Annotated in this window: 25 protein-coding genes; 9 read left to right on the top strand and 16 right to left on the bottom strand. The window is 47.2% G+C overall.

The features are described 5' to 3' along the window. Positions 1 to 6: 6 nt before the first annotated feature. Positions 7 to 1,245, bottom strand: coding sequence for a glycosyltransferase family 4 protein (locus tag J0L70_RS08420; protein ID WP_287454048.1), 1,239 nt, complete (start codon positions 1,243 to 1,245; stop codon positions 7 to 9). Positions 1,246 to 1,251: 6 nt separating this feature from the next. Next, the gene (locus tag J0L70_RS08415) at positions 1,252 to 2,493 is read right to left on the bottom strand and encodes a glycosyltransferase family protein (RefSeq protein WP_287454047.1); all 1,242 of its coding nucleotides are present in this window, start codon (positions 2,491 to 2,493) and stop codon (positions 1,252 to 1,254) included. 210 nt (positions 2,494 to 2,703) lie between these two features. On the opposite strand from J0L70_RS08415, the gene J0L70_RS08410 reads away from it, so the two are divergent. The 3 genes from J0L70_RS08410 (at position 2,704) to J0L70_RS08400 (ending at position 5,786) form a co-directional block, all read left to right on the top strand. Next, complete coding sequence (locus tag J0L70_RS08410) at positions 2,704 to 4,326, top strand: sensor histidine kinase (RefSeq protein ID WP_287454045.1); 1,623 nt, start codon at positions 2,704 to 2,706, stop codon at positions 4,324 to 4,326. Between the two features lie 5 nt (positions 4,327 to 4,331). Continuing rightward, positions 4,332 to 4,997 carry a response regulator transcription factor gene (locus tag J0L70_RS08405; RefSeq protein ID WP_287454043.1) on the top strand — a complete coding sequence of 222 codons (666 nt, stop codon included), beginning with the start codon at positions 4,332 to 4,334 and terminating at the stop codon, positions 4,995 to 4,997. Between the two features lie 150 nt (positions 4,998 to 5,147). Beyond that, positions 5,148 to 5,786 (top strand): phosphoribosylanthranilate isomerase, encoded by a 639-nt coding sequence (locus J0L70_RS08400; RefSeq protein WP_287454041.1) that lies wholly within the window; start codon positions 5,148 to 5,150, stop codon positions 5,784 to 5,786. Here the strand turns inward: J0L70_RS08400 and folE are convergent. The 9 genes from folE to J0L70_RS08355 all read right to left on the bottom strand — a co-directional run bounded on the left by folE (position 5,765) and on the right by J0L70_RS08355 (position 16,009). Then, positions 5,765 to 6,442 carry a GTP cyclohydrolase I FolE gene (folE, locus tag J0L70_RS08395; RefSeq protein ID WP_017289939.1) on the bottom strand — a complete coding sequence of 226 codons (678 nt, stop codon included), beginning with the start codon at positions 6,440 to 6,442 and terminating at the stop codon, positions 5,765 to 5,767. The genes J0L70_RS08400 and folE overlap by 22 nt on opposite strands. A 41-nt stretch (positions 6,443 to 6,483) precedes the next feature. Next, positions 6,484 to 7,209, bottom strand: a complete 726-nt coding sequence (locus J0L70_RS08390; protein ID WP_017289938.1) for an SDR family oxidoreductase — start codon at positions 7,207 to 7,209, stop codon at positions 6,484 to 6,486. A gap of 301 nt (positions 7,210 to 7,510) precedes the next feature. Next, positions 7,511 to 8,506, bottom strand: a complete 996-nt coding sequence (locus J0L70_RS08385; RefSeq protein WP_190652121.1) for an acetyl-CoA carboxylase carboxyltransferase subunit alpha — start codon at positions 8,504 to 8,506, stop codon at positions 7,511 to 7,513. Positions 8,507 to 8,610: 104 nt separating this feature from the next. Further along, positions 8,611 to 9,180: a class I SAM-dependent methyltransferase gene (locus J0L70_RS08380; RefSeq protein WP_017289936.1), complete on the bottom strand. Its 570-nt coding sequence runs from the start codon at positions 9,178 to 9,180 to the stop codon at positions 8,611 to 8,613. Between the two features lie 4 nt (positions 9,181 to 9,184). Next, positions 9,185 to 11,269 carry a hypothetical protein gene (locus J0L70_RS08375; RefSeq protein WP_287454040.1) on the bottom strand — a complete coding sequence of 695 codons (2,085 nt, stop codon included), beginning with the start codon at positions 11,267 to 11,269 and terminating at the stop codon, positions 9,185 to 9,187. Between the two features lie 5 nt (positions 11,270 to 11,274). Next, the gene (locus J0L70_RS08370; RefSeq protein ID WP_287454039.1) at positions 11,275 to 13,125 is read right to left on the bottom strand and encodes a glycosyltransferase family 39 protein; all 1,851 of its coding nucleotides are present in this window, start codon (positions 13,123 to 13,125) and stop codon (positions 11,275 to 11,277) included. 6 nt (positions 13,126 to 13,131) lie between these two features. Next, positions 13,132 to 13,935: a glycosyltransferase family 2 protein gene (locus J0L70_RS08365; protein ID WP_190652118.1), complete on the bottom strand. Its 804-nt coding sequence runs from the start codon at positions 13,933 to 13,935 to the stop codon at positions 13,132 to 13,134. Between the two features lie 114 nt (positions 13,936 to 14,049). Then, positions 14,050 to 15,081: a long-chain acyl-[acyl-carrier-protein] reductase gene (locus J0L70_RS08360; RefSeq protein WP_017289932.1), complete on the bottom strand. Its 1,032-nt coding sequence runs from the start codon at positions 15,079 to 15,081 to the stop codon at positions 14,050 to 14,052. A gap of 232 nt (positions 15,082 to 15,313) precedes the next feature. Next, positions 15,314 to 16,009 carry an aldehyde oxygenase (deformylating) gene (locus J0L70_RS08355; RefSeq protein WP_017289931.1) on the bottom strand — a complete coding sequence of 232 codons (696 nt, stop codon included), beginning with the start codon at positions 16,007 to 16,009 and terminating at the stop codon, positions 15,314 to 15,316. Positions 16,010 to 16,207: 198 nt separating this feature from the next. Between J0L70_RS08355 and J0L70_RS08350 the strand changes: the two genes are divergently transcribed. Genes J0L70_RS08350 through J0L70_RS08340 form a run of 3 tightly spaced genes read left to right on the top strand, consistent with a single transcriptional unit; the run spans position 16,208 to position 17,382 of the window. After that, positions 16,208 to 16,996, top strand: coding sequence for a carbohydrate ABC transporter permease (locus J0L70_RS08350; RefSeq protein ID WP_017289930.1), 789 nt, complete (start codon positions 16,208 to 16,210; stop codon positions 16,994 to 16,996). Between the two features lie 56 nt (positions 16,997 to 17,052). Then, positions 17,053 to 17,202, top strand: a complete 150-nt coding sequence (locus J0L70_RS08345; RefSeq protein ID WP_287454037.1) for a hypothetical protein — start codon at positions 17,053 to 17,055, stop codon at positions 17,200 to 17,202. A gap of 9 nt (positions 17,203 to 17,211) precedes the next feature. Beyond that, positions 17,212 to 17,382, top strand: coding sequence for a hypothetical protein (locus J0L70_RS08340; protein ID WP_017289928.1), 171 nt, complete (start codon positions 17,212 to 17,214; stop codon positions 17,380 to 17,382). A gap of 62 nt (positions 17,383 to 17,444) precedes the next feature. Here the strand turns inward: J0L70_RS08340 and J0L70_RS08335 are convergent, their stop codons facing one another. Beyond that, on the bottom strand, positions 17,445 to 18,398 hold the full coding sequence (locus J0L70_RS08335; RefSeq protein ID WP_287454036.1) for a metal ABC transporter solute-binding protein, Zn/Mn family: 954 nt from the start codon (positions 18,396 to 18,398) through the stop codon (positions 17,445 to 17,447). Positions 18,399 to 18,502: 104 nt separating this feature from the next. Here J0L70_RS08335 and J0L70_RS08330 point away from each other — a divergent pair, with 104 nt between their 5' ends. Next, positions 18,503 to 19,249 carry a metal ABC transporter ATP-binding protein gene (locus tag J0L70_RS08330; RefSeq protein ID WP_190652114.1) on the top strand — a complete coding sequence of 249 codons (747 nt, stop codon included), beginning with the start codon at positions 18,503 to 18,505 and terminating at the stop codon, positions 19,247 to 19,249. Positions 19,250 to 19,296: 47 nt separating this feature from the next. Further along, positions 19,297 to 20,112: a metal ABC transporter permease gene (locus tag J0L70_RS08325; protein WP_242044557.1), complete on the top strand. Its 816-nt coding sequence runs from the start codon at positions 19,297 to 19,299 to the stop codon at positions 20,110 to 20,112. A gap of 35 nt (positions 20,113 to 20,147) precedes the next feature. Here the strand turns inward: J0L70_RS08325 and J0L70_RS08320 are convergent, their stop codons facing one another. The 4 genes from J0L70_RS08320 to hemB form a co-directional block, all read right to left on the bottom strand. Beyond that, positions 20,148 to 21,224: a WD40 repeat domain-containing protein gene (locus J0L70_RS08320; RefSeq protein ID WP_287454031.1), complete on the bottom strand. Its 1,077-nt coding sequence runs from the start codon at positions 21,222 to 21,224 to the stop codon at positions 20,148 to 20,150. After that, a complete protein-coding gene (locus J0L70_RS08315; RefSeq protein WP_287454029.1) occupies positions 21,212 to 22,180 on the bottom strand; it encodes a CobW family GTP-binding protein in 969 nt (322 codons plus the stop codon). Before J0L70_RS08315 ends, J0L70_RS08320 begins: the two co-directional genes overlap by 13 nt. A 195-nt stretch (positions 22,181 to 22,375) precedes the next feature. After that, positions 22,376 to 22,708, bottom strand: coding sequence for a hypothetical protein (locus J0L70_RS08310; protein WP_268181247.1), 333 nt, complete (start codon positions 22,706 to 22,708; stop codon positions 22,376 to 22,378). 3 nt (positions 22,709 to 22,711) lie between these two features. Beyond that, positions 22,712 to 23,704: a porphobilinogen synthase gene (gene hemB, locus J0L70_RS08305; RefSeq protein WP_017289921.1), complete on the bottom strand. Its 993-nt coding sequence runs from the start codon at positions 23,702 to 23,704 to the stop codon at positions 22,712 to 22,714. An 84-nt stretch (positions 23,705 to 23,788) separates the two neighbouring features. Between hemB and J0L70_RS08300 the strand changes: the two genes are divergently transcribed. After that, the gene (locus J0L70_RS08300; protein WP_287454027.1) at positions 23,789 to 24,994 is read left to right on the top strand and encodes an FAD/NAD(P)-binding protein; all 1,206 of its coding nucleotides are present in this window, start codon (positions 23,789 to 23,791) and stop codon (positions 24,992 to 24,994) included. Positions 24,995 to 25,036: the final 42 nt, after the last annotated feature.

Raw genomic sequence — 25,036 nt, 5'->3', positions numbered from 1 at the left:
TTCCTCCTACGTCACAATCGGATTTACTGAGATCGCGGCTCGAAACAAGGTTCGTAACTGAGCCGCATTGCGATGAATATCAAATTCTTGCTCAATCAGTTGTCTCGCTTGTGTTGCAAGTTGCACCCCGAATTTCGGGTTTTGTAGCAAATGCGCGATCGCATCCGCAAGCGCGATCGCGTCATGCTGGGGAACGCTTAATCCGGTCTTTTCGTGACGCACTACTTCTGGAATTCCTGCCACATCCGTAGAAATACAAGGCGTACCCAGTGCCATTGCTTCGAGTAACACAGTCGGTAAACCATCTTGATTACTATCCCTGCCAACGACACAGGGAGCCACTAACATCGCTGCGGATTGCACGTGCTGCACTAGTTCACCTTGCGGACGTGGGCCTAAGAGTTTAACTTGGTCTTGCACCCCGGACTGGAGAATTTGACGCTGTAAATTCGCTTCTTCTTCGCCTGTGCCGATAATGTCGCAGGTAAAGGAGATCCGGCGATCGACGAGAATTTTGCACGCCTCAATCAGTACTGCAAAGCCCTTTTTCTCGATCAAGCGTCCGACTGCCAGAATCTTAGGGTTGCGCGGGTAGGGAGCCGCAAACGGAAAGCGCTGTAAATCGAGTCCATTGTAAATTCGCTGCACTCGGCTTGCGGCAGAACCGTAGGTTTGCTGAAGATAGTTGAGGTTGTAATCACTCACTGTCACGACAGCATCAGCATCGTTCAAGAGTTGCTGATACTTGGTGGGAATCACACTGTTGTGAAAGATATCTTTCGCATGAGTCGTGAAAGAGTAAGGAATTTCGGCAAAGTAACTTGCTAATCGCGCCACGATCGTGGCAGAGGTCGCAAAATGTGCGTGTAGATGCGTAAAGCCTTGTTGCCGAACGATGCAGGCAAGCTGCACCGCCCTGTAAACATGATTGACCTCTTCTTCTTGGGCAACTTCTAGTTTTTGCCAAAAATTCGGTAGGATTCTACTCGCATCGTTGAACTGAGTCCACAAAGCAATGCCTGTTAGATCGTATGCAAACAGGTAAGTGACCCGCGATCGCACTTGAGCAATGATGTCCTGAAAGTATCCATCAACGGGTGGATAGAGTGCAAAAATTTGTAAGTCTAATCCAGCCGCTTCATGGGCGAGAATCTCCGAAACAACAAAGGTTTCAGAATAGCGCGGGTAGCGCTTCAAGACATATGCGACTTTTGCAGAATCGGGAACAGAACGGCAAGTATTCATTTTCTACTATGAGGCACAATAAGCAGATGCGGGCAATGCTGATTGGGTTAAGACAGCCATCACGAATTCGGGCAACCGATTTAAGCCATTGAGATCAATCGGCGATCGCGATGTTGCGGGTGTTGTCGGCTGATGCGCTAACCAATTGGTCAGGGCTGTTGGACTGAGATGATCTGGATGCAACACATCAATCCAACCTAGGTCTTGTAACCGTTTTGCTCGAATCCATTGTTCCAATCGGGGCTTGACGCGCGGCACAATCAGCGATCGCTTGCCAAACGACAGCAATTCGCAGGTCGTATTATAGCCGCCCATCGAAACGACAGAATCCGCCTGCTGCAATAGTTGAGTGGGTTCTTCGAGATACTCTACGATCCGTAAACGAGGATGAGGTGCCGCGTACGTTTGGAGAAGTTGTCGATCGCTAGCTGACATAAACGGACCTGTTAAAATCACGCCATTTGTATCCGGCGGAAAAGTTGCTTGAGCGAAGTGCTGCGCCAATGCTGCACCATCCTGTCCGCCCCCCACCAAACAGAGCGCTAATTTTCCCCCTGGCAAACCCAGATCATTGATAACCGTTTCGGGTGATGCAAGATACTGCAAGCGTTGACGCTGATCGAAATAACCCACGTAGCAAATTTTATTGGCAACCGTTCGCGAAAAACGATATTCCTGGGTGAGATCAAATACGGCTGGATCACCGTAAACCCAAACGGCATCATAGTATCGCGCGATCGCTTCTTCGTTTGAGGCACGCTGCCATTCTCGTTGGACGATCCTCGGCTCATCCAACACATCCCGTAGTCCTAACACCATGCGGGTTTGACCCTGAGATCGCAAGTACTCTAGGGTCGGATTGAGTTCTCGCACCGCTCCGCGTGGCACGTTATCCACAATCAACAAATCCGGTGCAAAGGCTTTGAGCGCGGCTTGAATCACCTGCGATCGCATTGCAATTAAGGCTTGCAGCGGCATCTCTAAACGGCGGGGTTGGTACTGTCCCTCGCCATCCTTGTGCAAAGCAGGCAATGACAAATAATCGATATTCGGTGGGAGACTGGTACTGTGCCCTTCTTCCATTCCACTGATCAGGAGAATCGAGGCTTGCGGGAGTGATTGAGCCAGTGTCTGAGCAATCAGCAAATTGCGGCGCTTGTGCCCGAGTCCCATCGTGTCATGGGAGTAAAGCGCAATGCGGAGTGGAACGGATCGCTGAGAAAACTGTGACCAAGCATGTGATGTCATAAAATTGAATAACGATGGGTTGCACTGATGCTTGTAAGATTCGTTTTATCGATGGGTAAGGGGGATACTCTCTCAGCATGAATCGAGCAGAGATGACAAAAAATAACCAAAGGTAAAACCTTCATTAACCGTAAATTAACGTGGCGTTCACCCTTGTGTCATGAGCCTTCTGTGAGAAATGGATGAGAAGATTCTCATGAAGCTGTTTTCGTGAAACGATTGAATCTTGAGAACCAAGCTGCCAAGCCCCTCAAAATCGATAAAGCTATGGAATTTAAAGGCTCCTCTACGTCTGACTCAACGAAGCGACGAGTCCCGACAGTGATATCGAAGAATCCTCACTCGACCATCAGGCAATTTTTGGGGCAAAAACTGTTTTGGGCTGCCCGGACTCGCATCTTGTTTTGGTACACCGCGATCCTGCTATTTATTTTTTTAGTTTCGATTCCCGCCTTTCGCTATCTTCTGGCGATCGCAATTGATCAACGGGTCAGCCAGGACGTGAGTGAAAAAATTGAGGTCTTCAAAAATTTGCTAGAGGGGGAACTGTTGGATGAGCATAACGTCGAAGTAGACGACCCAGAGCTAATTAAGAACGACAAGCGGTTTCAAACTCCTTATTCCAAAGAAGAGTTAATTGATTTTTTTGATGCGTACTTAGCACGGCAAATTGTAGAAGATGATATCTTCCTGCTCACGTTTGTGGAGGGGAGATTTTACCAATCAAGCCCTAGGGCTAGACCCACTATTTTCAAAAGTGATTCCGCGCTCATGAAACAGTGGAAACAACAGACGACAGCGACGCAAGGAAGATTCTCGATCAATGATCCCAAGAGCGGAGACGTTGTTTATATGCTTGAACCTGTAAAGGTGCGAGGTCAAACTCTGGGAGTACTGGTTATTGCTCATACAACTCGTGGAGAGGAGGCAGAGACCATTGAGGCGGTGGGTGTCGTGGTTAGGGTCGTTGCGGCATTGCTGCTACTAGCATTGCTGCTCGCGTGGTTAGCATCAGAGCAAGTCTTATCGCCCCTACAGTCGTTGAGTTATGCCACTCGCAGAATTAGCGAATCCGATCTAAATCAGCGCTTAGAAGTGCAAGGTACAGGACAAATTGCAGACTTAGCACATTCGTTTAATGCCATGATGGATCGGCTAGAGGCATCCTTTATCAGTCAGCGCAACTTGATTAATGATGCGGGGCACGAACTCCGTACTCCGATCACGATTATCCAAGGGCATTTGGAACTCATCAGCGACGATCCAATCGAACAGCAGGAAACGCTGGCAGTGGTGAGAGACGAATTGGATCGAATGACGCGACTGGTGAATGATTTAATTCTGTTAGCCAAATCAGAGCGTCCGGATTTCTTGCAGGTTGAGCCAGTTGATCTAGATGGGTTTACTGAAGAACTCTTCTCAAAAGCACAGGCATTGGCGGAACGCAACTGGGCGCTAGAAGGCAATGCGACAGGGATAGCGATGTTCGATCGCCAGCGCATGACGCAGGCAATCATGAATCTGGCACAAAACGCAACGCAGTTTACACAAGCGCGTGACACGATTACTCTCGGTTTAGCGATCGCGCAAGGGGATGTGCACTTCTGGGTACGCGATACTGGCGAAGGCATTGCTTTGAGCGATCAAACCCGGATTTTCAATCGTTTCGCCCGTGCTGCGAACAGTCGGCGGCGCTCGGAAGGATCTGGACTAGGATTATCTATTGTCAAATCGATCGCCGAAGCGCACGGTGGCGAAGTCACGGTTCGGAGCCAACCGGGGCAAGGGGCAACCTTTGCGATCGTCATTCCCCTTCAAATCGAGGAGAAGTAATGCTCATGCAAATTTTAATTGCAGAAGATGAACCGAGAATTGCAGCATTCATTGAAAAAGGCTTACGTGCGAATGGATTTACCACGACGATCGCATCCACAGCAAGCGATGTGCTGAACTTGGCAGTCAAGAGCGACTTTGATCTGTTGATTCTGGATTTAGGATTGCCCGAAAAAGACGGGCTAGAAGTGTTAGAAGAACTGCGCGGACAAGGCTGTCAGATCCCGATTGTGATCCTCACGGCACGAGACGATATTCAGGATAAAATTGCAGGCTTAGAAGGTGGGGCGGATGACTATATGACGAAGCCCTTCCGGTTTGAAGAACTGCTAGTCCGGGTAAAGCTGAGACTGCGGGGACACACGAACACCGCAGCGCCAGAGGAGACCATTCTCAGTGCCGGAAATGCTGTTCTAAATTTGCGAACGCGCAAAGTGCAGGTGGGAAGCAAAATGATTGAATTACCCGCGCGTGAGTTCACGTTAGCTGAGATGTTCTTTCGGCATCCCGGTCAAGTGTTAAGCCGCCAGCAATTACTCGATCGTGTTTGGGGCTATGACTACGATCCTGGTTCCAATATCTTAGATGTGTATGTGGGTTATTTGCGAAAAAAGCTTGGGGGCGAATTGTTTGAAACCGTCCGAGGTGTGGGCTATCGCTTGCGTGCCTAAGCGTGTTTTCATCTAACATTCATTGAGTTTTGATGGAAGATGTCGATGCTTCAAGGAGAACACTTTTTCTGCCTAGCTCAGATGTTTCTGCTTTAACAACTGCGACTTCTTGATAAGCTATGAATTCAAGAAAGAGCAACCTGTCCAACCATGAAATTACAAGTCAAAATTTGTGGAATTACCCAAACCGATCAAGCGATCGCTATTGAAAACGCAGGTGCAACTGCGATCGGGTTTATCTGTGTTCCGGGCACACCTCGCTACATCGCTCCGGAACAAATTCGATTGATTACTCAGCAGTTAAATGTCGAACGAGTGGGTGTGTTTCTCAATGCGGATATCGATACCATTCGCGAAACCGTTGAGATTTCAAATCTCAACGTCGTTCAACTGCATGGCAAAGAATCCCCAGAGTTTTGTCAAGCCCTGCGATCGCTCAACGTTAAATTAATCAAGGCATTGCGGATACGATCGCAACAAGATCTCGCACAAGCTCAGAACTATCATGCTCATGTGGATGTGCTACTCCTTGATGCTTACCATCCACAGCAAGCAGGCGGCACTGGATTAACGATCGACTGGACAATGCTCAAAGAATTCAATCCCACTTGTGAATGGTGGTTAGCAGGCGGATTGAACCCAGAAAATATTTTAGAAGCCCTTGCCTTAGTTACCCCGCATGGCATTGATCTTTCCAGCGGATTAGAAAACGCCCCAGGTGATAAAAACCTAGAGCGTGTCCATCAACTATTCACTTGCTTGAAGAGTTACCAGAATGAAGGCTGGTGACGAATCAAGTTCAGATACTCCTCGCGAGTCTTCTGATCATCTTGAAACACACCGACCATTGCACTCGTCACTGTCCAAGAACCAGGCTTTTGCACCCCACGCATGACCATGCACATGTGCGATGCTTCCATCACCACTGCAACACCTCGCGGTTGTAGCACTTCTTGCAGAGCCTCAGCAACTTGCCGCGTCAAACGCTCTTGAACTTGCAGGCGGCGAGAATACATCTCTACAATCCGCGCTAGCTTACTCAATCCCACAACCTTCTCATTGGGAATGTAAGCAACATGTGCCCGACCCATAAACGGCAGCATGTGATGTTCGCACAAGCTAAAGAAATTGATGTCGCGCACCAACACCATTTCATTGTGACCTTCATCAAAGATTGCACCATTGACTAACTCTTCAAGCGATTGGTTATAACCGCTCGTCAAAAAGCGCATCGCATCCGCAACCCGTTTGGGTGTTTTCAGTAAACCTTCGCGCTCGGGATCTTCCCCCACCCCGACTAACATTGTGCGTACCGCATCCATCATCTGTTCGCGGGTTTCATCACTAGGAGGCGTAATTTTAGCTTCCTGACCGTTCTGTGTATTGCGATCGGGTCTGGATTCTAAATTCTTGGAGCTAAATCCGTTCGGTGTGGCAAGAGTCATAATGAATGTTGCAAAAAGTAAGTGTGCAAAAAGAGAACCAGCTAAAACGTCCCGGCATTGGGCATGAGAATCATCTCTTCTACCACAGCCCGATCGTTCATTGTTGCCGCCTGCAAAATCGCATCCGCTACAATGTCAGGCGTTAACATTGCAGCACGATCGAAGTCGGCATGAACCGTCTCGGTATCCCAGATGGCAGTATTGACTGATCCAGGCGAAATGGTTACAACTCGAATCCCATGTGCTCGTTCCTCGGCAGCAAGGGTTTTCGAGAGTGCTAAAACTCCAAACTTACTGACGCAATACGCGCCCCAGTTTGGAAAAGTCTGATGTGCTGCGATCGAGGCAACGTTGATAATCGTGCCGCGTTTGCGCGATCGCATACCGGGTAAAACGGCTTGCACACATTGGAAAACACTGGTGACATTGAGATCGATCACCCGTTGCCAATCGGATAATGGCATTTCACCCAAAGTTCCGGTGTATGCCATTCCTGCATTGTTGACCAGAATGTCGATCGTGCCAGCTTTAGAAATCAACTCTTCTAAGCGCGATCGCACAGTCGTTACATCAGCTAAATCAATAGCATAGGCTTGGGCATCGACCCCAAGCGATCGCGCTTCTTGTGCCACTGCATCCAATTTGGATTGAGAGCGGCTGACCAAGACCAGATCAATTCCGCTACGCGCGAACGCTAGAGCAGTTGCCTGACCGATTCCGCTACTCGCCCCGGTAATCAGGGCACGTCGATTGATGGAGGAAGTCATGAATCCCCAGTTAAAACCTCAATAGATGGAAAACTTTTCTCAATTTGCAAACGTTCTAGATCTCGGTGTCATTGCGATGAAATAGGCGCGCACGCAGCTTGAATGAATCTGTGGCGAACATGGAAAAACAGCTTAAATGAACGGCGTTGGCAAATGAATGAGAATGAGCCAGTTTTTTAACAAATCGTTACGTTCTCAATTATATCGTGGTGTGACGCGGTTTGTGAGGGGGAATTGGATTTAGGTGGATGAGGGTGGGGAGTAGGGAGTGGGGAGTAGAGCCACTCCCCACTCAAAAACTCTAAACGTGAGTCGGCATCCCCGCTTCTGTAAACACGCCGATACTGCGGAATTTTTGATAGCGCAGTTCGCGCCGTTGTTGGGGAGTCAGTTGATCTAATTCGGCTAAATTTCTCAGAATTGCGGTTTTTAGGGTTTCGGCAGCTTCTAGAGGATGATTGTGCGCGCCCCCGATCGGTTCTGGTAACACCTCGTCGGCAATGCCTAGTTCTTTCAAGTCGGGTGCAGTGATTTTTAGGGCTTCGGCTGCTTGTGCTGATTTTGTTGAGTCTCGCCAGAGAATCGTTGCACAAGTTTCGGGTGGAGCCACACTATAGACGGCATGTTCAAACATCAGCAGGCGTTCTCCAACCCCGATCGCGAGTGCTCCTCCCGATCCGCCTTCGCCAATTACACTACAAATAATCGGCACTTCAAATCCAAACATCTCACGCAAGTTATACGCGATCGCTTCTCCTTGTCCGAATTGTTCTGCTTCGAGTCCTGCCCAAGCTGCCGGAGTATCAATGAAGGTCAAAATCGGCATACCAAAGCGATCGGCGTGTTCCATTAATCGAATCGCCTTACGGTAGCCACTGGGCGAAGCCTGACCAAAATTCCGTCGAATGTTGTCTTTGGTGTTGCGTCCTTTTTGTTGACCGAGCATCACAACGGGGCGACCGTTGATCCGACCAACTCCTCCGACGACGGCAGGATCATCATGCCCACCGCGATCGCCATGTAGCTCCATCCATTCGTCACTAATTGCCTGAATATAATCGAGCGTACTGGGGCGACGGGGGTGACGGGCGACTTGCAAGCGCTGCCCAGGCGTGAGGCTGCTAAAAATTTCTTTGCGAAGCTCAACGGCACGGGCTTCTAACAAGGCAATTTGATCAGACAAATCCACCTCATTTTCTTCTGCCAATTCCCGAACCTGAGTAATTCGGGCTTCGAGTTCAGCAAGCGGCTTTTCAAAATCAAGCAAAATTGGACGACGATCGGCAGAATTGGGCATAACTACACCACTCCAAGACTGTGGAGATGTGAGGGATTTTCTTTGGTCTAGCGTAGCGGTATTCGGACAGATTCACAACTCAGAGCGTTGTGCAGTCAAATTTGCTACACCTTCATTACTGTACAGAAATTATTCATCCACATCTGAAAATATTGATGTCGAAATCGTTCAAATCCTGCAACATTGACTAAAACTTGCTTGAGTTTTTGGCGATCGTAATAGCGTTTATGATCGCGAATTTCGGCTTCATCGATAATTCCGATGCGATAGGAAAGAAACTCTAAAACAGGTTGTGCCCAAACGGAAGGAACCGTTAAAACCAGTCTCCCACCCGGTTTGAGTACCCGATGAATTTCTTTTAAAATTGCCTGCTCATGCTCGATATGCTCTAAAACAGCCAGCATGGTGACGGTATCAAAACTCGCATCAGCAAAGGGAAGTTCTTCCCCCAGATGGACTTGCACGGCTTTGAGCTTATCCGTTTGAAATTCTGCGACTTTGAAATCGACGCCATAGCCTTTTTGAATTCGCGGCTCGATCGCTCTTAAGAAAGCGGCATTGCGACCGCAACCGACATCTAAGACGATCGCGTTTTCGGGAATTTCTGCGATGACTCGTCGCAGCCGCAACCAACGCAACAAAGGTTCTAAAAGAGGCTCACGCTGCTTTTTCAACTTTCTACTCTCCTACTTGAACGGGAATGTCTAGGGCTTTGGTTTTGGCATCGAACCAAGTGACAGATTCTTGAACCATTGTGAGCCGCAAGGTGTACTGACCTGCGCGATTGGGTGCTGTAATTTTAGCGTTCAATGCTACCGCTTGATTGGGCGGCAGGTCAAAGGGGAGGGGCGTGCGATCGTACTCGATCGGCTCACTCTGAGACTTTTCATTGATCCAGCGATAAGAGAAATTGACTGGAGTATTGCCACTTCTGAACCAGGTAAAATCACCTGTGTTACGAACGAGAACTGGCAAGGTGATCGCAGATTTGACTCTCATCTGGGTCGGCGGAGTCGTGATGATGCGAATCGCTTGGGCATAATCGGGCAAGGGGCTATTCGGCGGTACTGGAATCACAAAGGAAGTAAACCCTCCGGATTGAAAGGTTTGAATTCCCGCGATCGACGAAGCAGGCAGATCTCGACCCGGTTGATTGTTTCCTGTAGTCGCCTGAATCAGGCACAATCGACCTTTAGCTTTTCCACCTGAAGCGGTATGCAGCCACTCCAGTAAGCCCGACAGAGGAATATTTTGTCGCATTGGTAAGCCAGGAGGATCAGCACCGCTATAACCATTAATCACAGGCACATTGGCTCGCATTCCTGCCCACATTGCCTGGGTTTGCTCATTGTAAAAGGCATCTTTGCCGCTTAAAGCAACATAGGCAAAGCTACAGTCTTTCTGCATTAAAGATTGTAGTTCTGCTTCAGGTTGCAAGACTGCCATGCGATCGAAGCTTTGCGGAGTCCAGACGATTTGTTCAGGTAGGGTGAGCAGAATCAAGCTTAGGGCGATCGCAGTTCTAATCTTTGGATTGGCAAAGCGATGTTTTAAATAAGCATCCACACAGAGCAGAACGCCGAGCAGTAGATAGAAATACATCATCAGCGCAATCCGAGATACGGCTCGAACGGAGTTTGCGCCTGGAATCAGTTGGGCAATGAATTTCCATAGAGAGTAATCAAAGACTGAAAGCGAAAGCAGGAAAATGATGCCAAAGGTGAGCAGACAAGCTTGAGCAAGTAGTTTTCGCTCTGGATCAAGGACGTGAGCCTGTGCTTTCAAAACATAAAGCGCAAATCCGGTTACGCCTAAGATGACAAAGCCGAGAAAGATCTGATGCTCATGAACCATCGGCGTATGGGCTGAAAGTGGAAACAGCCACGGTCGCCACAAACTTCCATCTGCGGGCAAGAGCCAAGATTGCAGTCGCGGCAGCATCGATGCAATTTCTGAATAAGGCTTTTTGCCGATGACCTTACTAATTTCCAGGTAAGGCAGAAAGAGTGCTATCACTGCACCACTCCAAACCAAAAGCGCGATCGCAGTTTCTTTCCAGGTTCGTTTGAGAAATTCCGTGATGCGCGTCTTAAAGTCACGATCGAGCCAAAACATTACAGGCAAGAACACAAGTAAACTGAAGACGAGAAACCAACCTAGATAGACTGCTGCCAAGAGTTGCAGATAGATCAAAGTCAATGCCCAACGCAATCGATTGGAGGTCGGCTTCTGAATGAATCGCCAAACACAGAGAAATGCGATCGGGGTAAAAAACTGAGGAAAGAGTTGATGATGTCCGAGTTTTGCGGCTCTCGGCAGTCCAAATGCAAATAAAAAACCTCCGAATCCAGAGAGAACAGGACTGACCCGCAAGCGGCGCAAGACAATCACAAAGGCAGCAAAACAGAGCCAAATGATGGTGATCATCCAGAGTTGAAAGGCGTGATCTGGATTCAATACCGATCGAAATAACCAATAAATCGGCGCACAACCAAATAAGTTTTCTGAAAATGCTAAAGCATTTTTGAAAGGATAGAAAAAAGAAGGCGACCAGAGCGTTCCTGTATAGTTACGATTCACTAGAAGCTGAAAGGAATGCTCCAAAAAATAGTGCAGGATGCGAGTATCTCCGCGCTCTGCTTGAATTTTGGTGAAGCCACTGAGGATGGTAGGTGAATACATCATCAGGGTGCCAATCAAGCTGATGACGATATAGAAAAGGCTCGTCATGAATTTGCGATCGGGAGCTTTTGATAAAGTCATAACTGCTAGTAACGCTGATCAATAGACGTAACCGTTGCTTCAATTGCTTGAGTTGACTGTGGCAGATGGGTCGGCATCTCGCTGACTCCTTCAGCAATCAAAGAAAATCTCAGGGTGTACGTTCCAGGTTTGGACGGGAACGTGATATCTCCGATCGCTTCTGCGGTTTTTCCACGTCGGGGCTGTCCAGAGATAAATAGGCGATATTCCAGCACGTTCTGCTTGAGAATATCAGTAAATAAGACCCGAACTCGGGCTTCTCCTAAATGGCTTGCCCCGGTTTGATAGCCAAACCAGCGAGATGTGCCTGTATTTTGTACGATCGCACGCACGCGAATTTTTCCGCCCACTGGAATCGAGAGCGTGTCCGGTAGAGGATTTTTTTCTGCATCTCGAAGCTGGAGAATTTGACCAGCTAATCCAGATGTATAGTTGGGCTGACGAGTGGGGTGCGTGATCCGAAACATCAGACTATGGGCATGTCGCTCGATTTGGCTGTCTGGATGCTGCCACAGTTTTCCTTCTGCATCAGTTAATTTCGATGAGAACGGGTCATATTCGATCACCGTCGGAATTCCATCCCAAAAACATGCACCAAACACGCCAACAACTTGGACAAAGACTGAGAAGGTCAATAACCCGGAAACGATCAAAATTTTCAAATTCAGCAGTTTACGCCGGGAAAGAGCATCTGCGATCGCATAGTTCACCGAAAAGCATAGAATCGGCAGCAGATCCGTTAAGAAACGATAGCCATAAGACGCACCTGCCCACCACATTCTAAAAAAGCAATATTGCAACAAGAGTGGAATACAGCTTAAAAACAGCAGAATCAATAATTTTTCATCTTTTTGTTTCCAGCGCCGAAAGATCTGTATAAATCCTGGAATTGCCAAAATTAAGATTGGACTATAAACAAATAAACCTCGACTCGGACTAAACAAAAGCCCCGTAAATCCTGCAATAAACTGTTCAAATGTCAGTGTAAAAAGATTAGAAAACGTGCCATATCCGCCTGTGAAACTTTTAAAGTAATAGAGATTCCAAGCAATACTAATTAGGGCAGAAGATAACCCTAGAACTGTAAAAAATGCTTGGCGCCGATACAGCGCGATCGCATAAACCACGATCGATAATAAAAACACCAAATTCGTCGGGCGAATCCCTAACATCAATCCGCCCAAAATTCCGGCATTTAAGAGCAAGAGAGATTTTGTCGTTGGGTCACGATTTGCTTTGAAAAAGCAGAGCATGACGGCAATCAAGACCAAATTTGTCGAGCCATGCTGCCATAAAGCTTGTGAATTAATCACCCAATGATGCGTTGCAAACGCATAAATAAAAGCAGAAATCAGTGCAACTGATCGCTCAAACTTCAGGCGACTTAATTGATAAAACAAAGCGACAGCAAAGCTTGCGATGATCGCAGCAGCAAATCTTTCTAACAGTAATCGCGTGTCAGAAAATGCAGCACTGGTAATCTCGATCGACTGAAAGCCATGACTGATCCATAACAAGAGCGCAAAGCAGACATAAATCGGAAAGCTGACGATCGCAGGTCCAATCGGATAGACCGAGACAAGATGAGCACTCTTCGACTCCCAAAAGAAGTAAGGAGGCAGACCGCCGTTGTAGTAAATTCCCTGCCTGAAGTTATCAAAATCCAATCTGCCGTTGAATAACCAATTGAAGGCAAGTAAGGAATTCGGAATACTATCCGGTGATGCGAGCGCCTGATAATTGACGATGCCCTTTGCACTCCATGAGTAGACAAGCAGGCAAGCAAAAAAAATCAGCCACGAATCCTTGAGCTTAAAGCGCTGTGCATCAAGTAAAGACTGCCATTTTATCGACATAGCAGATTATCGGTGAGGTGAGGGCTGCTGTCTGAGCGTTTGGCTAGCGTCTGAAACAGGATAAGCACGCTTCGAGGCGAATAAGTTGTATTTCATAATGCAGTAGATGGCGCGAAATCCATCTTTCCAGCCGATTTTCTTACCTTCTTTGTAGGTTCGCCCATAGTAAGAGATGCCAACTTCGTAGATACGACATCCCATGCGAGCGACTTTAGCAGTGACTTCAGGTTCAAATCCAAATCGATTTTCTTCAATCCGAATCGATTGAATCACCTCACGCCGAAATGCCTTGTAGCAGGTTTCCATATCGGTCAGATTAATATTGGTCAGCATATTCGAGAGTGTGGTCAGAAATTTGTTGCCGACCATATGCCAATAGTAAACGACGCGATGCGGCTGATTTCCCGCAAATCGTGAACCAAATACAACGTCTGCTCGACCCTCTGCGATCGGCCTTAACAATAGCGGAAATTCCTGCGGATCATATTCTAAATCTGCGTCTTGAACGATCGCAACATCTCCTGTCACCGCTGCGAATCCGGTTCGTAATGCTGCCCCTTTGCCCCGATTTGTACTGTGGTAGAGCACTTGATCAACGATCGGTTCAATTCTCGATTTCAACAGTTCTGTTGTGCCATCTGTAGAGCAATCATCGACAATAATGATTTCGAGATTGCGAATAGGAGAGGCTTTTACCGCTTGAATTACGGTCTCGATCGTGCCTCGCTCGTTATAGCAAGGAATCACAACCGAGAGTTTTAAGCGAGACAAGCGATCGAAACCGATAGTAGATCCCTCAGTACCGTGCATAGGCTGATTCAGAGTTAGGGGCTTTCACACAGCGACAGTATATCGTATCCCTTAGCACTTTACTCAAGGGATCAAGGCTTTCAGCCGAGACAGTACTGAAAGCTAGTGCGATCGCTAGTTTGGATTCGGTAGCAATAATGGACGGAATCCATGTCGAACCGATGCTTCTCCAATCTGCTCCATCTTCTCGACGGTGATGCGATTGCGACCCCAAGAGAAGTTCGTATGCAGTTTCTCGAATTCCAGCAGCATCGATTCTGCAAAACAAGCAAACAGTTGCCGTGCCGGGACATCCATATTGACAATGCTCATGATTTTCCAATCAATGTCTAATGAATGTTCCACAATGCCACCGTTGAGTACGGTCACGCCCGGATGCTGGATTTTGGTTCCCAAGTTTTTCGGGTAGCCGCCATCAATCAGCAAACAAGGTTGTTTTAACTGAGTCGGATCAATCTCCACACCTTTCGGCATACTGGCGACCCAGACAATGATGTCTGCTTGCGGCAGGGCTTCTTCTAAGCCCTGAATTTTGCCGCGCCCAAGTTCATCTTGCAAAGCTTGCAAGCGTTCTTGATTACGAGCAATCAGCAGCAATTCTGCCACATCAGCGCGTGTGTTCAACCAGCGACAGACGGCACTGCCAATATCGCCCGTTGCACCACAAACCGCCACCGTTGCATCTGACAAGTTGATGCCCAACTGTCTGGAAGCTTGTTCGACCTGGCGACACAAAATGTACGCCGTGTGAGTATTTCCGGTCGTAAACCGTTCAAACTCCAGCATGACATTCCGCACTTGTTTAATCTGTGCCAGATTGAAATTCTCAAAAATAATCGAAGAGAATCCGCCGAGTGCTGTAATATTAATGCCATTTTTTTGAGCATGTGCCATGGCGTTAATCACTTTGCGTGTCGCTGCTTTAATCCGTCGAGTTGCCAACATTTCTGGCAAAAAGCAAGATTCCACGTAGCGTCCTTCAATTTCTTGCCCCGTGGCGCTTTTGACTCGGATCGTATCGACAATCTGCGGCGGTGCACTACACCAGAAGTCCAAACCTTGATCCGCGTATTCGGGATACCCTAGTTCTCGTGCAACAGACTGAGCGTGTTCCAAACTTGTGAGATGACCAATTAAACCAAACATCGATCGTATGAAGAAGCCCGGTATCAGGCGGCGAGATGGATATGAACGGAACCGTATTCTAATTTAAGAGAAAATATCAAAAAATTGGCAATGAATTTGTAGGAGGGAGTGGGGAGTGGGGAGTGGGGTAGTGGGAAGCCTTGTATTTTGCCATTTCCCGATTCCCTCATTTCCCGATTCCCCGATTCTCCTAACTCCAGAGTTCACTGCCGCAGACTTCAAATTCGGTGACTTATGCCGCAGCTAATCCATGCGCGGACATCCGCATCACATCACGGGTCGTAAATCCAATGTTGGTGAGGGCTTCGCCGTATTGAATCATGAAGTCTTCGACGAGGGCTTCGCGTTCCATGCCGAGAACTTGTGCGTCGTCTGCAACTTGATTCAGCATTTTCCAGACTAAAGGCAAATTGGCTTTATTGGCTTCTTCCAATTCGGCTTTCGAGGCTTCAAAGTTGGCTTTTAGCCATTCTTCGCCGTAGTTGAGGTGCATGTATTCGTCTTTGATGACACCTTCAGTGATTTTGCGAGCAAAGTCGTCTGCAACAGGAATGTAGATGTTGTATGCCGAGATCGCAAAGCATTCAATAATCAGCGATTGAATCAACAGACAGGTGACGATTTTTCCTTCGGCTGCCGCAACTTGGAAGTTTTTGTGCAATTCGGAGAAAAATTCGCGTGCGAAGTCCATGTCTGGGGTGACGCTGAGATTCCGACCACAGGCTTCAAAGCCTTTTTTGTGGCGGTTTTCCATGCGAGCGAGTCCGATCAATTGGTCTTTATCATTGGGCAGCAGGTCTGCCAATTTTTGATAATTGTCGTTCGCTTCCTGTTCGCCTTCGATGACGATCGCGTTAATTCGGCTATAGGCATCTTTATAGAGTTCACTCTGGAAGTCAATCTCTGGGGTCGCCTCAAGTTGCGGCATAGATCAGATTTCTCCTGGTCATGACTACATTTCCGCGTGCTGCGGGTTAGGGTTGGGGTGGTCTGAGTAGAATTTCTCATTCTTCCCCCCTCTCACTTTACCGTCTAAGGTTGAGGATGACGCTAAGAATCGATAAAATCTATAGGCGATCGAGCATTGAAGCGCTAAAATAACCGATTCTTCAGTTTTGTGAGCGGTATGGAAGTTCAGAAGCGTCTCAGTTTGGGACTGCTGGTGGCGGGGGCAGGAGTGGTGCTGTTGCCATTAGGAGTCGTTTTTCTAACGTCGTTGCAGTCGGCGGAAGGTTCCCCAGGTTGGACACTGGAAAATTATCGCTCAGCTTGGGAAAAGGGACAGTTTTTGCTGGCATTTGCGAATTCGATTTTTGTGGCGATCGCGGTAACGCTGTTTCAACTGTTTACGTCGGCGCTGGCGGGGTATGCGCTGGCGCGGCTGAAGTTTCAAGGAAAACAGGCGATTTTATTAATCATTCTGGCGACGTTGGTGATTCCGTTTCAGATTTTGGTGATTCCGATTTTTCTCGTGTTGAAAGCGGGACATTTGATTAATACTTACGGAGCCTTAATTCTTCCAACTGCGGTGAATGGGTTCGGGATTTTTCTGATGCGGCAATTTTTTCAGGGGATTCCGATCGAGCTTGAGGAAGCGGCGATGTTGGATGGGGCGAATCGGTGGCAGGTGATTTGGCGGGTGATGTTGCCGTTGTCGCGTCCGGCGTTGGTGACGTTATCGCTGTTTACGTTTATTGGCGAGTGGAATGATTTGTTTAAGCCGTTGGTGTTTACGACGCGACCGGAGTTAAGAACGGTGCAGTTGGCGTTGGCGAGTTTTCAGGAGCAGTTTACGAATAGTTGGTCGCTGATGATGGCGGCAGTGGTGATTGCGACTTTACCGATCGTGGTGATTTTCGCATTGGGTCAACGGCAATTGATTCGGGGCATTGCGACGACAGGAATTAAGAATTAGGTTTTGCAAAAAACGACCGTGAAGATTCCCACAGATGCAATTCTTCCAGATAAAAAATGCCTGGCTATCTCGTGGTGCAGAAGCTCAGACATGACACATCAAAGTTTTTAGCACCAGCTGGATTTACGCAAGAGAACCTGGAAGGTTTGAAAGCAGCAATTCTATCGCTTGCTGACGAGGGAGAAGCGATCGCAGATAAAACCTGATTCGAGTTTGTGCGTCGGAGTCGAGATACGATCGCTGCCGCTCGTAATGCGCTCAACGCTGGATGTACGATCGTCGGTGATATCTTCCCAGTAGTTTCGGTATTGGATCAAACTCGCATTGCTCCTCTCAACTGCTTGGTTGAAATCTTAAGTGGCGGACTCCCATCGGCAACGGCTTGAAATGCGCTCGTTGAATCGTTGATTGAGAAGCCTGATTTTCATTGATTTCTGAGTCACGCTAACTATTTCGCTTGAAACGGAGTAAATTGACCTCTCAATCCTTCGACGATCGCTTTTGTGTTTGCAATTAGCATCTTCTGATAAGTTTCTCCACGACTCCCTGCTTCACCCAATCCATCGGCATAGATCTCTTCTTCAGCAACCTTGACGTTTGCCTCGTTCGCAACTGTTTTAATGACCTGCGGATTGATCGAGAGTTCAGCGTAGATAGTCGGGACTTTTTTCTCTTGGATTTCCCCGACTAGCTCTTTTACCTTCGCAGCCGTTGGTTTTTCTTCAGTACTGATACCTTCGAGGGCTGCAACAGGAATGTTATAAGCTTGTGAATAGTATCCTAGTGCATCGTGGGTTGTTACTAATGTTCTAGAAGCTTGAGGAATGCTATTGATCTGGGTTTTGATCCAGCTATCAATTTGACTAATTTCTCCGGTTACTTTTTTAGCATTGTCTGCATAGAGTGTGGCATTGTTTGGAGCAATGTTTGCAAGGTTATCGCGAATAACTTCTGCAATTCGCACTCCGTTTTGGGCATTGTGCCAGACATGAGGATCAGTCTCGGTTTGTCCATCTTCTTCAAACTGCTGAGGCTTGGGAACTGCAAGTTCGTTGACTGCAACTTTTGGAGCCGAATTCGATGAGGCTTGAATCAGTTTGATCAGAGTCGGTTCAAAATTGTAACCTCCATATAGAACTAAATTGGCTTGCTCGATCGCTTTACGATCTTCGGGAGTCGCTTGATAGATATGCGGATCTGCACCAGGTTTGACTAAACAAGTTAAATTCACTGTCGCTGCTGCAATTTGCTTGGTTAAATCACAGAGGATTGTATTAGTTGCAACAACTTTGGGTACACCTTCTAACCTGGGTGAGGCTTGCGGAGTTGAGGCGGCTTGATGAGTAGAGGGTGACTGAGGCGTACAGGCGAATCCACTGAGAGCGATTGAGATCGTTGCCATAGTCCAACGCAGCCGAAAGGGCTTATCCATACTTTTTTAAGATTTAAAGTGAACATCTTGACTCTACAATGATAATCGTTCTCACTTAACTCAAATCTAAATGAATGTTGAAGGTTCAGCAATTAGCAGTTAGTTATCGAGGAATGAGGGGGCTGGATGCAGTGAGCTTCTCAATTCGAGCGGGTGAACTCGTTGGGGTGGTTGGACCGAACGGAGCCGGGAAAAGTACGATGCTCAAAGCAATGTTGGGCTTGATTCCGATTGAGCATGGAAAAGTTGAATATTGTACTTGTCCGTTGCATCGTCAGTTGGAAAAAGTCGCCTATATTCCCCAGCGATCGCAGATTGATTGGGACTATCCAATCACGGTTTGGAATGTGGTGCTCATGGCGCGAACTCGTAACTTAGGCTGGTTTCGCAGTCCCGGTCGCCCTGCAAACGAGCTTGTCAAGTCTGCTTTGGCACGAGTTGAGATGCTCGATTTGAGACATCGTAGAATCGGAGAGCTATCGGGTGGACAACAACAACGGGTATTTCTCGCACGAGCATTAGCCCAACAAGCAGATCTCTTCTTGTTTGATGAGCCATTTACGGGTGTAGACAAGAAGACAGAGGGAATTATGCTCGATGTGTTTGATGAACTGCGATCGCAAGGGAAAATCCTGCTGCTGAGTACTCATGAATGGGGAAAATCGCTCTCGCAACTCGATCGACTGCTGTTGCTCAATCAGCGGCTCATTGCATCCGGAACGCCGCAAGAAGTGATGACGGCTGAAAATTTGCAACAGGCTTATGGAACATATCTACAGAACCCGTTCCATCAAGATTTTGATTCTACACTCGCTTGCTAAGGTAAATGATGCTACAGATACTGACAGAGCCACTTGGATTTGAGTTTATGCGAAATGCTCTAGCAATCGGGCTTTTAGTCGGTATACTCTGCCCAGTGGTCGGAAGCTACCTCATTGTGCAACGAATGGCACTGTTTGGGGATGTGGTCGCGCATTGCGTGCTACCAGGACTATCGATTTCGTTCTTTTTGGGGATTGATATTTTGATTGGGGCATTCGGTGCTGGAATCTTAGGCGCGTCTTTGATTGCTTGGATTCGATCTCAAAGTCGTGTAAAAGCTGATGCAGCCATGGCGTTAACTTTCTCGTCTTTCTTCGCGCTTGGTGTGACGCTGATTACAGTTCTAAAAAATAAGCTCGATCTAGATAGCTTTTTGTTTGGTGATATTCTCGGTGTAACGGGTGCAGATATCCAACGGACTTTAATGGTTACTTTGATCATTCTGCTTGTCGTTCGATTGGCTTATAAGGAAATGCTGTTCTATACGTTTGATAAGACGGGCGCTCAAGCAATTGGACTCCCAATCAATCTCATTTACTTTGCATTTATGTCAGCCGTTACACTTACAATCATTGTCAGTATGAAGGCGGTCGGCGTAATTTTAGTCATTTCGATGCTAGTCGGTCCCGCTTTGAGTGCTTACTTACTAGTCAAAGAACTCCATCATATGATGATATTAGGCTCAGTGATCGGAGTTTTCTCTAGTATCACAGGAATCTATCTCAGCTACTATTACAATCTGCCATCGGGACCTGCGATCGTGCTCGTTTCATCGACCCTATTCATTCTATCGCTACTATTCAGCCCCACCCAGGGCATTCTCACCCGGACTCAAAATCCTTTATCACAACGATTTCGTTAGAATGAAAACACGCTGCTGTTCAGCTTCAATCGTCGCTAGCGCCGCTTAAATCCTTGCCCTCGCGAAGATTTCCCCCAAATCAGAAGCTCACCTTGTTCTCCGCCTGCTACAAGGTAGCTCCCTTGAGGATGCCACGCGAGGCAGGAAAACCCATCTGAGACGCCTTCTAAGACTTGAGCCATTGAAGTTGCTTGCCACCATAAAATGATCGAACCGTCTTCAGAAGCTGAAGCTAATAGCATTGTATCCGGTTGAAAACAAAGTCCTTGAACGACACCCTCATGAGTGCCCAAAACGCGGCTTTCCCATCCGATCGCTTCCTCTTCATGCTTTTCCCAGACCACAATGCCCTCTACACTCGCAGAGGCTAGTAAGGGCGCATTGCTAGCGAATTGATCTGACCAAGCCAGGTCGCGAATCTTTCCTGGAAAACCTCTCATCATCCACGGTTCAGGATTTCCCCATTCTAAAACAGTGATTGTCCGATCGAGGTTTCCCGATGCCACATATCGACCACTTGGCGACCAAGCTACTGCAACACTCGCAGAAGGAACCATCAAATGATAGGGATCATCATCCCAGTTGCTTGTCATCCAAATTTTGATCCCTTGATAACCACCGAGACTGATACTCTCTCCGCTAGGATGCCAAACGATTTGAGAGACTGAAGAATCACCAAATAAGAGTGTCGTTACTCGCTCTCTAGATTCAGCATTCCAAATCTGTACTGTTTTGCCTAGACTGAATGCGAGATCATTCTGAGTAGGACTCCATTGAAGTTGATCAATCCAAGCTGATTTGTTTTTGAAGGTCTGAATCAGTTCGGGCTTTGGCTTGAACTGCCAAATATTGACTTCTCCTGACTGTCCTCCTGCGGCGAGAAATTGCCCATCATGAGAAAAGGCTAAACCATCGATCGAGTACCCTGTTGCAGCTTGCAGAACAACTGATTCAAGAGTCTTCATCGAATAGAGGAGAATTTCTCCCGCAGCAGAACACACTGCTAACTCTTCGCCATTGGGCGACCAGGCAATTCCAGTCACATAGTCAGATAGCGCACTCTGATGACGTAACTCAAAGAGCGATCGCTGTTTTGCACTTACACTAAACATGCTCGAAAATCCTCTTTCAATGCTGTTTCATCTAAGTTGCGACCAATAAAGACTAATTCATTTTTGCGCGTCTCATTCGGTTTCCAAGGTCGATCGGGCTTACCATCAAACAACATATGCACCCCTTGAAATACAAAACGATTGTCTTCGCTTGCAATGTTTAGAATTCCTTTCATCCGAAAGATATCTTGTCCTTGATAGCGCAACAATCTACCCAACCAGGCATTTAGCTTTTCTCCATCCAGTGCACCAGATTCAACGATCGCGACTGAAGTTACTGTTTCATCATGTTCGTGAGCATCTTCACCGAGGAAATTCGGATCGATTTCCAAAGCGCGATCGAGATCAAATGCTTTCACACCTAGCAACGCATCCATCTCGATTTGAGCATCTCTAGTTCGATAAATTTTTGCCATTACATTCATCGATCGAATCTTCTTTTCAAGCTCATCGAGTTCTGCTACTGAAATTAAATCGATCTTATTCAGCAAAATCACATCCGCAAATGCAATTTGTTCTTGTGCCTCATCTGCTTCCCAATGATGTGCAATATGCTTTGCATCTACAACCGTTACAACTGCATCTAAACTGGTTAAAGATTGCACATCTTCATCCATGAAAAAGGTTTGAATGACTGGAGCCGGATCAGCTAAACCAGTTGTTTCGATGACAATGTGATCAAAGCGATCACGCCGTTTCATCAGATTGCCAATCATCCGGATTAGATCACCCCGCACTGTACAGCAGATACAGCCATTATTCATCTCAAAAATTTCTTCATCGGTATCGATCACAAGCTGATTATCGATTCCGACTTCGCCAAACTCATTCACAATCACCGCAACTTTCTTGCCGTGTTCGTGGGTGAGAATGCGGTTTAACAAAGTTGTTTTTCCTGCTCCTAAGTAGCCCGTCAAGACGGTGACAGGTACGGCCGTTTCTAGTTCAGTAACCATCGCAACCTTTATAATGATAATCGTTATCAAGCTTATTATTAAAGAGATCGTTCGAGTAGGCAAGCAGGCTTATTGAATTTCAACAAAGCACGATCGAAACTCTGCGCTCAATGCTTCTGTCTTCACACGGCGGGGGGGGGTTATTCTGTAAACATACGACACACGGTTTGAGATCGCACCAAATACTTTGCTTGCTCACGATTCATCAGGAAAGAAAAAGTCTGTTGCGTCCTCAGCTGGAAGAGATTGATTTTGATAGTAAAGTTCTAGTTCTTCTGGGCTGATCGTCTGCCGAGTCGGATCAAGAAAAAAAGCTTGTACTTTCAGATAACGCCGCAATCCTTCAGAACTAGCATCTAAATGAGTTGCATCTTTGAAATCTTCAGGAAAAGTATGACTCACTTTCAGCCAAGCCTCTTGTAGAATCTGCTCAATCTCTTGAGTCGGCGCAATTTCCATCGCGTTCTCTAAGTGTTCGAGAACATCAATTGCTTTTAATAATCGCGTCATCAGTTCCGAATCTGCCATACGCTATCGCAACATTAATGCAACTTCTTTCGCAAAGTAAGTCAAAATTAAATCTGCTCCTGCCCGTTTGATGCTCAGCAATGTCTCTAGAATTACCTTTTTCTCATCAATCCAGCCCTGTTGTCCAGCCGCTTTGATCATCGCATATTCGCCGCTCACGTTGTACGCTGCAACTGGAAGATGTGTATGTTTTCGAACGCGGTGAATGATATCCAGATACGCCAGTGCAGGTTTGACCATGACAATATCTGCACCTTCTGCAATATCCAGTGCCACCTCTTTTAAGGCTTCTTGAGCATTGGCGGCATCCATTTGATAAGTCTTTTTATCGCCGAACTTGGGAGCCGAATCGAGCGCATCCCGAAACGGACCATAGTAAGCAGACGCATACTTCGCAGAATAAGCCAGAATGCTCACATCAATGAATCCACGCTGATCTAGAGCTTTGCGAATGGCTCCAACTCGTCCATCCATCATGTCAGATGGAGCGACCATATCTGCCCCTGCTTCAGCATGTGCGATCGCTTGCTTTACCAACACTGCAACCGTCTGATCATTCAAAATCTTGCCATTTTCGACGATGCCATCGTGTCCTTGATTGCTATAAGGATCAAGCGCGACATCAGTAATCACCACAATCTCAGGAGTCTGCTGTTTAATCGCTCGAACAGTGCGAGGAATCAAACCGTCTGGATTGTAGCTTTCGGTGCCAGCATTATCTTTCTGAGCATCGGGAATTAGAGGAAATAGAGCGATCGCACCAATTCCTAGCTCAAACCCCTCCGCCACTTCTTTCAGCAGAAAATCTAGCGAGTATCGGTAGCATCCAGGCATCGACTCGACTTCAACCTTTTGTCCTTCGCCTTCCATCACAAACAGAGGATAGATCAAATCTGCGACTCGAAGCTGAGTTTCTTGCACCATACTGCGTAAGGTAGATGTACAACGCAGACGACGCGGGCGATTGGTCAAATGTAGACTCGATTCAGCAGTCATAACATTCTAAAGAACGACAACGATTATCATTATGAGATATTTTGTGAAACAATGATAATCATTCTCTAAATTGTCGTATTTCTCATGCCCCAGGAAATTGATATCGCGATCGTTGGTGCTGGAATGCAAGCTCTTACGCTCGTTGCTCATCTGCTTCAGAAGCGCGAAAAGATGCGAAATCGGTTTAGGGTGTTTGATCCAAGCGGCAACTGGATACAGCAGTGGAATCATCAATTTGCAGCGTATGAGATTCCGCATTTGCGATCGCCCGCTGCTCATCATCCTGACCCCGATTCGTTTGCACTGCGACGATTTGCAGAGTCCCGACCGAATCAACTATTTCCGCCCTATGATTTGCCGGGAACTGCTTTGTATGAATCGTTTTGCCAGGATGTGATTCGACGTTGGCAGCTACAAGAGTGTGTAATTTCAGCTTCGATCGTGCGAATTGAGCCTTTAGCGCAACGGTTTCGATTATGGCTTCGAGATGGGCGAACAGTTCTAGCACGAAGAGTCATTATGGCAACCGGAAGTGCTGTGACGCAAGTTCCAAGTTGGGTGAACCAGATTTCAACAGTTTATCCAGACGATCGCTTAGTCCATGCAACGGCAATCGATTTACGCCTACTGAAATTAACTGGAGATCGCATTTTGATTGTAGGAGGTGGATTAACGAGCGGACACTTAGCGATCGGAGCAATGAATCGAGGCGCACAAGTAAGTTTAATGTCACGTCGATCGCTCTACGAAAAGCTATTTGACGCTGATCCAGGCTGGACAAGACCGAAGCACTTAAAAGGCTTTTATCGGGAACCTGATTGGTTCGTTCGCTGGCAGATGATCCAACAAGCTCGCAATGGCGGATCAATGACCCCGGCAATGATGACTCAACTGCGTCGTGCCCGTCATGGTGGAAAACTCACGTTTTATCCTAACTGTCAAATCGCTCAAGCAAGTTGGAACGGTCAGCACTGGAAGGTCGTCTGTGAGGATGGCATAGTGCAGGAATACGATCGTATCTGGTTGGCTACAGGAACCCGATTCGATGTGACTCAAGATCCGTTGTTGGCAGAGATGCTAGAAGCTTATCCAATTCAAATTGTGAACGGACTACCTGTGTTAGATCCATGCTTGCGATGGGCAAGTTCTGAACTCTATGTGATGGGCGGATTAGCAGCACTGCAAGTCGGACCAACAGCCCGAAATATTTCTGGGGCAATGTTAGCCAGCGATCGGATGGTTCCAACTTTGATCAAACCGAGAACCGCACTCGGTCGAAAAATCGCTTGATTGATCAACTAAAATGATAATGGTTATCAAGCAATGCGCTCT

It is taken from the genome of Leptolyngbya sp. UWPOB_LEPTO1, from assembly GCF_017302695.1.
GTDB classification, from domain to species: Bacteria; Cyanobacteriota; Cyanobacteriia; order Leptolyngbyales; family Leptolyngbyaceae; genus Leptolyngbya; species Leptolyngbya boryana.
The sequence above is the reverse complement of the archived record's forward strand: the minus strand, read 5'-3'. Positions and strand labels throughout refer to the sequence as shown.

Coding starts and splice junctions, on each gene's coding strand:
- J0L70_RS08420 (WP_287454048.1), bottom strand. CDS start 1,245: ATGAATACTTGCCGTTCTGTTCCCGATTCTGCAAAAGTCGCATATGTC.
- J0L70_RS08415 (WP_287454047.1), bottom strand. CDS start 2,493: ATGACATCACATGCTTGGTCACAGTTTTCTCAGCGATCCGTTCCACTC.
- J0L70_RS08405 (WP_287454043.1), top strand. CDS start 4,332: ATGCAAATTTTAATTGCAGAAGATGAACCGAGAATTGCAGCATTCATT.
- J0L70_RS08400 (WP_287454041.1), top strand. CDS start 5,148: ATGAAATTACAAGTCAAAATTTGTGGAATTACCCAAACCGATCAAGCG.
- folE (WP_017289939.1), bottom strand. CDS start 6,442: ATGACTCTTGCCACACCGAACGGATTTAGCTCCAAGAATTTAGAATCC.
- J0L70_RS08390 (WP_017289938.1), bottom strand. CDS start 7,209: ATGACTTCCTCCATCAATCGACGTGCCCTGATTACCGGGGCGAGTAGC.
- J0L70_RS08385 (WP_190652121.1), bottom strand. CDS start 8,506: ATGCCCAATTCTGCCGATCGTCGTCCAATTTTGCTTGATTTTGAAAAG.
- J0L70_RS08375 (WP_287454040.1), bottom strand. CDS start 11,269: ATGACTTTATCAAAAGCTCCCGATCGCAAATTCATGACGAGCCTTTTC.
- J0L70_RS08370 (WP_287454039.1), bottom strand. CDS start 13,125: ATGTCGATAAAATGGCAGTCTTTACTTGATGCACAGCGCTTTAAGCTC.
- J0L70_RS08365 (WP_190652118.1), bottom strand. CDS start 13,935: ATGCACGGTACTGAGGGATCTACTATCGGTTTCGATCGCTTGTCTCGC.
- J0L70_RS08360 (WP_017289932.1), bottom strand. CDS start 15,081: ATGTTTGGTTTAATTGGTCATCTCACAAGTTTGGAACACGCTCAGTCT.
- J0L70_RS08355 (WP_017289931.1), bottom strand. CDS start 16,009: ATGCCGCAACTTGAGGCGACCCCAGAGATTGACTTCCAGAGTGAACTC.
- J0L70_RS08350 (WP_017289930.1), top strand. CDS start 16,208: ATGGAAGTTCAGAAGCGTCTCAGTTTGGGACTGCTGGTGGCGGGGGCA.
- J0L70_RS08345 (WP_287454037.1), top strand. CDS start 17,053: ATGCCTGGCTATCTCGTGGTGCAGAAGCTCAGACATGACACATCAAAG.
- J0L70_RS08335 (WP_287454036.1), bottom strand. CDS start 18,398: ATGGCAACGATCTCAATCGCTCTCAGTGGATTCGCCTGTACGCCTCAG.
- J0L70_RS08330 (WP_190652114.1), top strand. CDS start 18,503: ATGTTGAAGGTTCAGCAATTAGCAGTTAGTTATCGAGGAATGAGGGGG.
- J0L70_RS08325 (WP_242044557.1), top strand. CDS start 19,297: ATGCGAAATGCTCTAGCAATCGGGCTTTTAGTCGGTATACTCTGCCCA.
- J0L70_RS08320 (WP_287454031.1), bottom strand. CDS start 21,224: ATGTTTAGTGTAAGTGCAAAACAGCGATCGCTCTTTGAGTTACGTCAT.
- J0L70_RS08315 (WP_287454029.1), bottom strand. CDS start 22,180: ATGGTTACTGAACTAGAAACGGCCGTACCTGTCACCGTCTTGACGGGC.
- J0L70_RS08310 (WP_268181247.1), bottom strand. CDS start 22,708: ATGGCAGATTCGGAACTGATGACGCGATTATTAAAAGCAATTGATGTT.
- hemB (WP_017289921.1), bottom strand. CDS start 23,704: ATGACTGCTGAATCGAGTCTACATTTGACCAATCGCCCGCGTCGTCTG.
- J0L70_RS08300 (WP_287454027.1), top strand. CDS start 23,789: ATGCCCCAGGAAATTGATATCGCGATCGTTGGTGCTGGAATGCAAGCT.